The 11,321-nt window shown below is 56.5% G+C and carries 9 protein-coding genes; 3 read left to right on the forward strand and 6 right to left on the reverse strand.

Annotated features, from left to right (window positions below):
- Positions 1-57 precede the first annotated feature (57 nt).
- On the reverse strand, positions 58-969 hold the full coding sequence (locus tag BHE81_RS12260) for a LysR family transcriptional regulator (protein WP_073545757.1): 912 nt from the start codon (positions 967-969) through the stop codon (positions 58-60).
- Between the two features lie 73 nt (positions 970-1,042).
- Here BHE81_RS12260 and BHE81_RS12265 point away from each other — a divergent pair, with 73 nt between their 5' ends.
- The 3 genes from BHE81_RS12265 to BHE81_RS12275 all read left to right on the forward strand — a co-directional run bounded on the left by BHE81_RS12265 (position 1,043) and on the right by BHE81_RS12275 (position 5,599).
- Complete coding sequence (locus BHE81_RS12265; protein ID WP_023301617.1) at positions 1,043-2,275, forward strand: MFS transporter; 1,233 nt, start codon at positions 1,043-1,045, stop codon at positions 2,273-2,275.
- A 293-nt stretch (positions 2,276-2,568) separates the two neighbouring features.
- Positions 2,569-3,747, forward strand: coding sequence for an anaerobic sulfatase maturase (locus BHE81_RS12270; protein WP_019705969.1), 1,179 nt, complete (start codon positions 2,569-2,571; stop codon positions 3,745-3,747).
- A complete protein-coding gene (locus tag BHE81_RS12275; RefSeq protein WP_110246595.1) occupies positions 3,731-5,599 on the forward strand; it encodes a sulfatase-like hydrolase/transferase in 1,869 nt (622 codons plus the stop codon). The genes BHE81_RS12270 and BHE81_RS12275 overlap by 17 nt, the downstream gene beginning before the upstream one ends.
- 61 nt (positions 5,600-5,660) lie before the next feature.
- Here BHE81_RS12275 and tnpC read toward each other — a convergent pair whose 3' ends face one another.
- From tnpC to guaB, 5 genes are all read right to left on the reverse strand, one after another.
- On the reverse strand, positions 5,661-7,199 hold the full coding sequence (gene tnpC, locus BHE81_RS12280) for an IS66 family transposase (RefSeq protein WP_016808813.1): 1,539 nt from the start codon (positions 7,197-7,199) through the stop codon (positions 5,661-5,663).
- Positions 7,200-7,248: 49 nt separating this feature from the next.
- Positions 7,249-7,596 carry an IS66 family insertion sequence element accessory protein TnpB gene (gene tnpB / locus BHE81_RS12285; protein ID WP_004114612.1) on the reverse strand — a complete coding sequence of 116 codons (348 nt, stop codon included), beginning with the start codon at positions 7,594-7,596 and terminating at the stop codon, positions 7,249-7,251.
- Entirely contained in the window at positions 7,593-7,970 is a 378-nt protein-coding gene (tnpA, locus tag BHE81_RS12290; protein WP_004114613.1) for an IS66-like element accessory protein TnpA, read from the reverse strand. Before tnpA ends, tnpB begins: the two co-directional genes overlap by 4 nt.
- A 170-nt stretch (positions 7,971-8,140) precedes the next feature.
- Positions 8,141-9,718, reverse strand: a complete 1,578-nt coding sequence (guaA, locus tag BHE81_RS12295; RefSeq protein WP_004151979.1) for a glutamine-hydrolyzing GMP synthase — start codon at positions 9,716-9,718, stop codon at positions 8,141-8,143.
- 67 nt (positions 9,719-9,785) lie between these two features.
- Positions 9,786-11,252 carry an IMP dehydrogenase gene (guaB, locus tag BHE81_RS12300; protein WP_004151980.1) on the reverse strand — a complete coding sequence of 489 codons (1,467 nt, stop codon included), beginning with the start codon at positions 11,250-11,252 and terminating at the stop codon, positions 9,786-9,788.
- Positions 11,253-11,321 lie beyond the last annotated feature (69 nt).

Raw genomic sequence — 11,321 nt, forward strand, 5'->3', positions numbered from 1 at the left:
CAGAGCCGCTCGCTGCTGAAGTACTGTCTTTGATGCGGTAATTTTGCCGTCGGCGATTTATAAGCGCACGGTATGCAGCAGGCGCAGCATTTCAGCGATACCTTTTGTCACAATTTTGTCCTGACGCATGACTACCGCCAGCTGTCGGTATAGCCGCGGCGCCAGCGAGTGTACGCGTAATCCGTCGCGATCCTCCACCCGCTCCACCGCCATGCGGGGCACGATGCTGTAGCCCAGCCCTGCCCGCACCATGCGCTTAATCGCCTCGATGCTCCCCAACTGCATTACCGGCGTCACCGCCAGTCCCGCCGAGCGGAACCAGCGGTCAATCAGATCCCGCGTGCCGCTACCCGCCTCGAAGGCAATGAGCGGCTGCGCCTGCAGCTCGGCGGGAGTATAAACCGCCGGCATCTCCGTCTCGCGGCTGGCATAGATGGTCACGAACTCCTCATCTAACATCGCAGTCACCGCCAGACTGCGCCCCTGCACGGGCAGCGTGACCAGCCCGAGATCGAGCCGGTTTTCTTCCACCGCCCGGACGATATCCAGCGTGTTGCCGGTGGTTACCCCCACCGTCAGCAGCGGGTGCTGCTGACGAAGATGCTGCAGCAGCGGTGGAAGAAGATAAATGCAGGCCGTCGCGCCTGTCCCCAGCGTCAACGATCCATTAACCTCCTGACTGAATGCGCTGACCGACTGCACCGCGCTATTCACCGCCCGATCGATCTGCTCGCTGTGGGCCAGCAATGCCATTCCTGCCGCCGTCGCCTTGATCCCACGTCCGGTTCGCTCCAGCAGCCTGGTCTGTAAAAACTGCTCCAGCTGACGTACCTGCAGGCTGACGGCAGGTTGGGAGATCCCCAGCGCGTCGGCGGCGGCAGAAAAGCTGCCGCGCTGTACGACCAGCCGGAAGGTCGCCAGATTTCCCAGGTTCAGTGTTGTCATAAAAGTTTCTCTTATACCGCGCATAAGGTGGCCGCTCTGCCAGAACAATAGCCTGCCGGGTATGCTCAGGACAACTGTCTTAACGGAATGAAAAACCATGGAAATAAACGCTATTCCCCGACGCCTTGCCTTCACCGCGGGCGGTCAGCAACTCATCAACTGGGGGATCTCTTTTTATATGCCCGGCACCTTTGCCGGGGCTATCGCCGCCGACAAAGGATGGTCCTTGCCGCAGATCTATCTCGGCCTGACGCTTGCGATGCTGATGATGGCCGCTGTCTCCCCGTTCGTTGCCAGGCTGCTGGCTCGCTTTGGCGGAAGACTGGTGGTCACCAGCGGTACCTTACTGATAGCCGCCAGCTGCGCCATGATGGCCTGGCGCCCTTCGCTGGCCGGCTGGTACGGCGCCTGGCTGCTGACCGGCATCGGCATGCGGCTCTCACTGTATGATGCGCTGTTCGCCGCAGTGGTGAATCTGTACGGTCAGCAGGCGCGGAAAACTATCTCTCATATCACTCTCGCTGGCGGTCTGGCCTCTGCCCTCTTCTGGCCGCTGGGCGAGGCGTTATTAACCATCATGCCCTGGCAGAATGCCCTGCGGATCTATGCGCTGTTTGCCCTGCTGAGCGCATGGCTGAGTTATCAACTGCCTCGCCAGCGGCTCAATTCAGCGGCGAAATCACCAGCCTCGCCAGCGACAGCAGAGGGCGACCGGCGTAACGGGGCGCGTTACGCGATCTTTATTGCGCTGATCACCTTCATCTCTAACGGTACCTCTACCCATCTGCCGGAGTTTATCAGCCACTTTGGTCTGCCGGTTGCCGTCGGTATGCTGTGGGGATTCGGCCAGACCGGCGCCCGGCTGGGGGAAGTGCTGGCCGGTCCCCGGGTCACCTCACTCACGCTAACGCGTTTTACTGCGCTCGCCATGCCGCTCTGTTTTCTCCTTGGATTGAGCAGCACGACCTTTGCCGGATGCGCAGCCGGGTTTGTGCTGGGCTATGGCGCGATTAACGGGCTGGTGACGATTGTCAAAGCGACGCTGCCGCTGGCGCTGTTTAGCGCAGAAAGCTACGCCAGCCGCACGGGTCTCCTGCTGATCCCCGGGCAACTGATGGCAGCTGTTTCACCCTTTGCCTACGCATGGCTGAACCACCGGCTGGGCATTATCGGCGGAATGTGGGTGTCCACCGGGTTAACGTTGATCGTTGCCGGACTGGCGCTGGCGATTGTGCGCGAGGCGGGTAAGGCGCAGGATGAACGTAATGTAGAATATCCGGCAGCGGCCGTTGACCAACCGATAGCCAAAAACAACCTTGCTGAAGAGTAAACGTGGATCACTACGCCCTTGATAATTTACGCCTGCCCTTATAGCCATATGGCAGGCATTATTCATATTATAAATTTTTAATGAAAATACATTCACCAAATCAATGATGAAATTTTTAAGAGAATAGCAGGGCATGCTGTCACCTGCGAAAAATAACGATACCGCCTGTATTTTTCGCTTGCATAATGATCCAAAAAATAAAGCCAGTCGCCATCGGTAACATTAGCCACACCTCCGGTAACACAATTAGCCTTACTCTCTTCCTCATCGAAACCGTTCGAGCATAGCAAAGAATGAGCGCTAATTTTAATACCGTAGCAAAACCCGGCGGCAATCGATGCAATCTGGCCTGTCGGTATTGTTTCTATCTGGAAAACGAGGTTCCGCGTCCAGGGTATGCCACCATGGACGACCTCACGCTGGAAGCATACATTCACAACACCATTTCATCGACCCCCTCGCAAAACGTCGAGTTTTGCTGGCAGGGCGGTGAGCCTACCTTATGCGGGCTGGATTTTTTTGCAAAGGTGGTCGAGCTCCAGCAGCGTTACCGTGGTAACAAAATCATCGCCAACAGCCTGCAAACCAACGGCATCTTGCTGAACGATAAATGGGCTCGTTTTTTGCGTCGTCATGGATTTCTGGTCGGATTATCCATTGATGGCCCTGCGTCACTCCACGACACCTGGCGTACGACGGGCTGCGGAAAACCCACCTGGGAAAAAGTTGTGCAGGCCATACGCTGCCTGCAGCAGCATGACGTTCCGGTGAATGCCATGGTGGTGGTCAGCCGCCAGTCTGCAAGCCAGGGGAAAAGTCTCTATCGCTGCCTGAGCCGCGAGCTAAACCTTCACCATCTCCAGTTTATTCCTCTCGTTGACTCCCCTGCTCCCTGGTCAGTTACCCCTGAGGGCTGGGGCAAATTTTTGTGCAGTGTTTTCGACGACTGGCTGGAAAACGATGTTGGCAGGGTGTTTATCCAGTACTTTGATAATCTGCTCGGCGTATGGGCCGGCCAGCCCGCCACGCTCTGCACCATGCAGCCTGTCTGTGGGCAGAGTTTACTGGTGGAGCAAAACGGCGATGTCTACAGCTGCGATCACTTTGTCTCAGCGGAATATAAGCTGGGTAATCTGAAGCAAGATGCTATGGCAGCGATGGCGAGCTCGCCATTTCAGCAACAGTTCGGGAAGCAAAAGGGCCAACTCTCTGCGCGCTGTCAGGGCTGCCACTGGCGCTTTGCCTGCCATGGGGGATGCCCTAAACACCGTTTTACCATCCATGACGACGAAGCACAGAATTACCTGTGCAGCGGCTATTTAGCATTTTTCGGCCATATCACGCCCTATATGAACGTCATGCGAAGGCTTTTATTAAATTGCCAGCCGCCCGCGCTCATTATGAGTCTTATCCCGGAGATTCGGCAAAATATATTACAATTAACGGAGTCTGAAGATGAAAGAACCAAATAAAATAGATGGAAATCGCCGCGATCTCCTGAAAGGTCTGGGGATTGCCGCTGTCGTGAGCCTGTTACCAGAGACGGGAAACGCCGCGCAAAATAATGCCGCCCCGAAAGCGGCATGGGATATTCCTTTCACCGGCGAAATCCCTGACACACTGCCCGAAGGCTACAATATTTTACTCATAACCTGCGATCAGGAACGTTATTTCGAGCGGTATCCCTTTCCGGTGCCGGGCCGGGAACGCCTGATGAAAACGGGTATCACTTTTACCAATCATCAGAACACGGCCAACGTTTGTACGCCATCGCGCTCTGTCATGTACACCGGGCTCCATATGCCGCACACCCGGATGTTTGATAATCTTGGCTTCCCCTGGATGAATTACGATCTGGACCCGGAATTACGTACCGTGGGCCATATGATGCGTGAACTGGGTTATTACACGGCGTATAAAGGTAAATGGCATCTTACCCGGGAGATCGATCAGCCGGTCGCTGGTAAATCGGTAGAAGAAATGGACCTGGGCGAGATCCCGACGCCGCGACTGCATGAAATTATGGAAAAGTATGGTTTCTCTGATTATCACGGCATTGGCGATGTCATCGGGAAAAGTAAGGGCGGCTATTTCTTTGATTCAGTCACCACGGGGCAGACCATTAGTTGGCTACGTAACACCGGCCGCCCGCTGAATGATGAAAATAAGCCCTGGTTCGCGGCAGTAAACCTGGTTAACCCCCACGATGTCATGTTTATCGACACCGATGAGCATGGTAAGCAGGTGCAGTGGAAAGGGCCAATGGATAAAGAAAACCACACCCTGCTGCCAACCCAACCCCCGCACAACCAAATCTATCAGCAAAGCTGGCCAGACTATCCGCTGCCTGCAAACCGCCACCAGCCGCTCGATGAGCCTGGCAGACCTGCCGCCCATAAAGAGTACCAGAATGCCAGGGCGGTGATGGAGGGACAGTTCCCCGATGAAGACCGGCGCTGGCGCAAATTACTGGATTATTATTTCAACTGTATTCGCGATAATGACCAGCATCTTGAGGCGATTCTCAATGAGCTGGATAACCTGCAGCTGACGCAAAATACGATTATCGTCTTTACCGCCGACCATGGGGAGCTCGGTGGCTCCCACCAGATGCATGGTAAAGGTTCCTCGGTGTACAAAGAGCAGATCCATGTGCCGATGATCATTCGCCATCCGGCGTATCCGGGAAATATCCGCTGCAACAGTTTGACCAATCATCTGGATTTAGTACCGACCCTGATTGGTCTGACTGGACGCGATCGCTCGCTGCGAGAGAAAGTCCTGGAGGGCAGAAAAGGCCGGGATATGAGCCCATTACTGGCGCATCCTGAGCAAGCGGGCTTAAATGCGCTGCGTCCGGGTTCGCTTTATTGTTACGGCATGATCCTGTATATGGATGCGCAATACACGGCAAAATTCAGAAAGCTGGCTGGAGAAAAACTCCCGCACGATCAATTTAAAAAAGCGATCGCGTCACTCCATCCTGATTTTTCCCATCGCTCAGGGATCCGTATGATCAACGATGGACACTATAAATTTGCCCGCTACTTTTCGCTCAAGCAGCATCATATTCCTGCGACCCTGGCCGAGCTGCTGGAGAATAATGATGTTGAACTTTTCGATCTGGTTAACGACCCCGAAGAAAATCATAACCTCGCCCGGGAGCCAGAGAAATACCGGGATCTGTTAATGACAATGAACGATAAACTCAATCAGCTCACTGCCGCTGAGATTGGCGAAGATGATGGCAGCTATATGCCCCCGTTTGAAGGAAGCCAGTGGGATCTGACGGCGGCCCAGATGCATCAATATATGCGCGATTAGCGCTTGCCGTCAGGTGGGAGACCTGTAAGCGTACAGCGAGAACCGTATTGACGGGGATGTGTTATTCAGTTGGCAGTGTGATGCGCCAGGGTAGCAGCTCGCTGACCCGGTTGACCGGCCAGTCAGCTATGACGTCAAGGACATGGCGAAGGTAGCTTTCTGGATCCACGCCGTTCAGTTTGCACGTCCCGATCAGACTGTACAGCAACGCTCCCCGCTCACCACCGTGGTCTGAGCCGAAGAACAACCAGTTTTTACGACCCAGACTGACCATCCGCAGCGCATTTTCAGCGATGTTATTATCGGCTTCGGCCCAGCCGTTTTCTGCATAGTACGTCAGGGCCGGCCACTGGTTCAGGGTGTACGTGAACGCCTTTGCCAGCTCCGAGTGTCGCGACAGCGTTTTCATTTTTTCACGCAACCAGCTTTCCAGGGTACTAAGCAGCGGTTTCGTTTTCCGCTGACGTTCAGCAAGCCGTTGTTCCGCCAGCATTCCTCTTATTTCCGCCTCCACGGCATACAGTTCGCCGATACGCTTCAGGGCTTCCTCCGTCAGGGCTGACGGCGTGCGAACGTGCACATCGTGGATTTTACGGCGGGCGTGAGCCCAGCAGGCGGCTTCCGTTATCCGGCCATCGCGGTACAGCTCGTTGAACCCGGCGTACGCATCCGCCTGTAGCACACCGCTGAACCCCGCAAGATGGGTCTGCGGATGGATGCCTTTTCTGTCGGGGCTGTAGGCGAACCACACCGCCGGTGCCAGCGCTGACCCGGCGTTGCGGTCATCACGAACATACGTCCACAACCGCCCGGTCTTCGTCTTCTTATTGCCCGGCAACAGCACCTGGACCGGGGTATCATCGGCATGGAGTTTACCGTCAGTCAGGACATAGTCCTGAAGCGCCTCCTCCAGCGGGGACAGCAGCCGGCAGCATGCATCCACCCAGCCCGACAGCAGTGAACGGCTCAGTTCCACGCCCTGGCGACCGTATATTTCAGACTGACGATACAGCGGTGTGTGCTCTGCATACTTTGAGGTCAGCACGCGGGCCATCAGCCCCGGTCCGGCGATACCCCGCTCAATGGGGCGCGAAGGCGCGGGGGCCTGCACGATGGCATCACATTTTGTGCAGGCATGTTTTTCCCGTACGGTCCGGATCACCCGGAAGGCGCTGCGCATCAGCTCCAGCTGTTCAGCGGCATCCTCACCCAGGTAACTCAGCGCACCACCACACTCCGGGCAGCAGGAACCCGCTGGCCGCAGGCGTTTTTCATCGCGGGGGAGTGATTCGGGGAACGGTTTGCGGGTGCGGGTCTGACGCAGAGTGCGCTGTACTGCCGGGTCATCCACCCGACCGGTCAGCGTATCGCTCTCTTTCTGAAGCCGGTTCAGATCGGCTTCCATTTGTGCGATACGGCGGGAGACTTTTTCGGAACGGCTGCCGAAGTTCATCCGGCGAAGTTTATCCAGCTGCGCCTGCAGATGGTCTATTTCGCGCTCCCGGTCTGCCAGCTTTTCCAGCAGGGCACGGTTCAGCGCTTCCTGTTCGGCAAGGCGCTGTTTCAGCAGAAGGATGTCGTCAGAAGAGATGTCATTCATAAGCCAGCATTTTACCAGGCTTATTCTGCGACAACCAGGATAAAGAAGCCTACAGCATGGTCAGGGAGGTCAGCAACCGCTTCGGCTGTCGCCAGTCGATGCCTTCCAGCAGCATTGCCAGCTGCGCCGGGGTCAGGAACACTTTGCCATCGCGAGCTGACGGCCAGGCGAAGCGCCCGCGCTCCAGCCGTTTGGTCAGCAGGCACAGCCCGTCGCCGGTGGACCACAGAAGTTTAACCTGACTGCCGCTGCGGCCCCGGAAGATGAAGACATGGCCGGACATCGGTTCGTCTTTCAGCGCCGTCTGCACTTTTGCAGCCAGCCCGTTGAAGCCGTTTCTCATATCGGTAATACCGGCAACCAGCCAGATTTTGGTGCCTGTTGGTAGCGGGATCATCGCTTCAGTTCCTGTATCAGCAGAGTCAGAAGCTTTTCGCTGACAGTGCCGTTGAGGCGGAGTGTCCCGTGCCGGAACGTTACCTCACAGCAGATGCTGAGCTCTGAGTCCTCAGCGGGCGGTTCTGGTTGTACGGCGGTGGCATCGAGAGTCACAGGAAGTAACTGAGGACTCTCAGAGGAAGGTAATAGCAGCTTTCCCTCGCGCCACTGCTGGCGCCATTTAAAGAGCAGATTGGCATTAATGCCATTTTCAAGCGCCAGTTTTGAGATGGATATCCCGGGTTCGCAGGAGGCAGCAACGAGTTGCTGTTTAAACTCAGGAGAATAATTAGGGCAGCCTTTACGCCTGCCGGGAGTCATATTTTTCTGCATATCTAACACTTTGGTTCCCACTACTTATTTGGTGGACACCACTTTGTCGGATGCTTCAGATTATGACCAGACGGTTCACGCTGTACGCTTACGGAGACCTTAATGTAGCAGCTATAAAAAAACCCTCTGTAAACACAGAGGGTTTCGTTTTACTCAGCTAACGCCGGGGATTACTCCCACTCAATCGTTGCTGGCGGCTTGCCGCTGATGTCATACACCACGCGGGAGATACCGTTCACTTCATTGATGATACGGTTGGAGACGCGGCCGAGGAAATCATACGGCAGGTGCGCCCAGTGCGCGGTCATGAAGTCGATGGTTTCCACCGCACGCAGGGAAACCACCCAGTCGTATTTACGGCCATCGCCCATCACGCCGACGGAACGAACCGGCAGGAACACAGTGAACGCCTGGCTGACTTTGTTATACAGGTCAGCTTTGTGCAGCTCTTCGATGAAGATAGCGTCCGCACGACGCAGCAGGTCGCAGTACTCTTTCTTCACTTCGCCCAGCACGCGCACGCCAAGGCCGGGGCCCGGGAACGGGTGACGGTAGAGCATGTCGTACGGCAGGCCCAGTTCCAGGCCGATCTTACGCACTTCGTCTTTGAACAGCTCACGCAGCGGCTCAACCAGGCCCATCTTCATCTCTTTCGGCAGGCCGCCCACGTTGTGGTGAGATTTGATGACGTGCGCTTTACCGGTGGCGGAAGCGGCAGATTCGATAACGTCAGGGTAGATGGTACCCTGCGCCAGCCATTTGACGTCGTCCAGCTTCAGCGCTTCTTCGTCGAACACTTCCACGAAAACGCGACCGATAATTTTACGCTTCGCTTCCGGATCGCTTTCACCCGCCAGCGCGTCGAGGAAACGCTGCTCGCCTTCAACGTGAACAATGTTCAGGCCAAAGTGGTCGCCGAACATCTCCATCACCTGCTGCGCTTCGTTCAGGCGCAGCAGACCGTTGTCCACGAATACGCAGGTCAGGTTTTTGCCGATAGCGCGGTGCAGCAGCATCGCGGTCACCGAAGAGTCCACACCGCCGGAGAGGCCGAGGATCACTTTGTCGTCGCCAACCTGCTGACGGATACGCTCAACGGCGTCGTCAATGATTTTCGCCGGGGTCCACAGCGCTTCGCACTGGCAGATGTCGCGCACGAAGCGCTCCAGCATACGCATTCCCTGACGGGTGTGGGTCACTTCCGGGTGGAACTGCACGCCGTAGAAGCGTTTTTCTTCGTTGGCCATAATGGCGAACGGGCAGTTGTCGGTGCTGGCGACGGTTACGAAGTCCGCTGGGATGGCGGTCACTTTGTCGCCGTGGCTCATCCACACGTCCAGCAGCGGTTTGCCGTCTGCGGTCAGGGAATCTTCGATACCGCGCACCAGCGCGCTGTCGTTAACCACTTCAACCTGTGCGTAACCAAACTCACGCTCGTTAGAACCTTCTACATGGCCGCCCAGCTGCATCGCCATGGTCTGCATGCCGTAGCAGACGCCAAATACCGGCACGCCGGCTTCGAACACATACTGCGGCGCGCGCGGGCTGTTCTCTTCGGTGGTGCTTTCCGGGCCGCCGGAAAGAATGATGCCGCTTGGATTAAATTCGCGGATCTGTGCTTCCGTGACATCCCATGCCCACAGCTCACAGTAGACGCCCAGCTCACGCACGCGACGCGCCACCAGCTGAGTATACTGAGACCCGAAGTCGAGGATGAGGATGCGATGTTTATGAATGTTTTCCGTCATTGACGCTAATTCCGAGGCAAGTGAAACAGAGTAAATAAATCGCCCGACGCAAGGTCGGGCGAAGAAATCAGGAGCCCAGACGGTAGTTCGGGGACTCTTTGGTGATGGTCACGTCGTGAACGTGGCTTTCCTGAATGCCCGCACCGCTGATGCGTACGAATTCAGCTTTGGTACGCAGCAGGTCAATGGTACCACAGCCGGTCAGACCCATACAGGAACGCAGGCCGCCCATCTGCTGGTGAATGATCTCTTTCAGGCGGCCTTTATAGGCCACGCGGCCTTCGATACCTTCCGGCACCAGTTTGTCAGCGGCGTTATCGCTCTGGAAATAGCGATCAGAGGAGCCTTTGGACATCGCGCCAAGGGAGCCCATCCCGCGGTAGGATTTGTAAGAGCGACCCTGATAGAGTTCGATTTCACCCGGGGACTCTTCGGTACCCGCCAGCATGGAGCCAACCATCACCGCCGCCGCACCGGCGGCGATCGCTTTGGCGATATCGCCGGAGAAACGGATACCGCCGTCAGCGATAACCGGAATACCGGTCCCTTCCAGCGCTTCCACCGCGTCGGAAACAGCAGTGATCTGCGGCACACCCACGCCGGTGACGATACGGGTAGTACAGATGGAGCCCGGGCCGATGCCCACTTTCACCGCGCTGCAGCCGGCTTCCGCCAGCGCGCGTGCGCCTGCGCCAGTGGCAACGTTGCCGCCGATGATCTGCAGGTCAGGATATTTCGCGCGCGTTTCACGGATACGCTGCAGAACGCCTTCTGAGTGACCGTGCGAGGAGTCGATCAGCAGAACGTCAACGCCTGCCGCTACCAACGCGTCTACGCGCTCTTCGTTTCCGGCACCAGCGCCGACCGCCGCGCCTACGCGCAGACGGCCCTGCTCATCTTTACAGGCGTTCGGTTTACGTTCTGCTTTCTGGAAGTCTTTGACGGTGATCATGCCGCGCAGGTGGAAGCTCTCATCCACGACCAGCGCTTTCTCAACGCGTTTTTCGTGCATCTTAGCGAATACCACTTCACGGCTTTCGCCTTCACGAACGGTGACCAGACGCTCTTTCGGCGTCATGTAGACGCTGACCGGCTGGTTCAGATCGGTGACGAAACGCACGTCGCGGCCGGTGATGATGCCAACCAGCTCGTTTTCTTCGGTAACCACCGGGTAGCCGGCGAAACCGTTGCGCTCGGTCAGCTCTTTCACTTCACGCAGAGTGGTCGTCGGCAGAACAGTCTGCGGGTCGGTGACCACGCCGGACTCATGTTTCTTCACGCGACGAACTTCTTCCGCCTGGCGCTCGATGGACATGTTTTTGTGAATAAAGCCGATGCCGCCTTCCTGTGCCAGGGCAATAGCCAGACGCGCTTCCGTTACGGTATCCATGGCTGCGGAGAGCATAGGAATATTCAGACGAATGGTTTTCGTCAGCTGAGTGCTGAGATCGGCAGTATTCGGCAGAACGGTAGAATGAGCGGGAACGAGGAGGACGTCGTCAAACGTCAGGGCTTCTTTAGCGATACGTAGCATGGGCAATATCTCGACCAGGGTGGATAAATATTGCCGTGGCATTATACAGAGCGTAACCGATTGCATCTA

Source organism: Klebsiella sp. AqSCr (assembly GCF_008452795.1).
GTDB classification, from domain to species: domain Bacteria; phylum Pseudomonadota; class Gammaproteobacteria; order Enterobacterales; family Enterobacteriaceae; genus Klebsiella; species Klebsiella pneumoniae.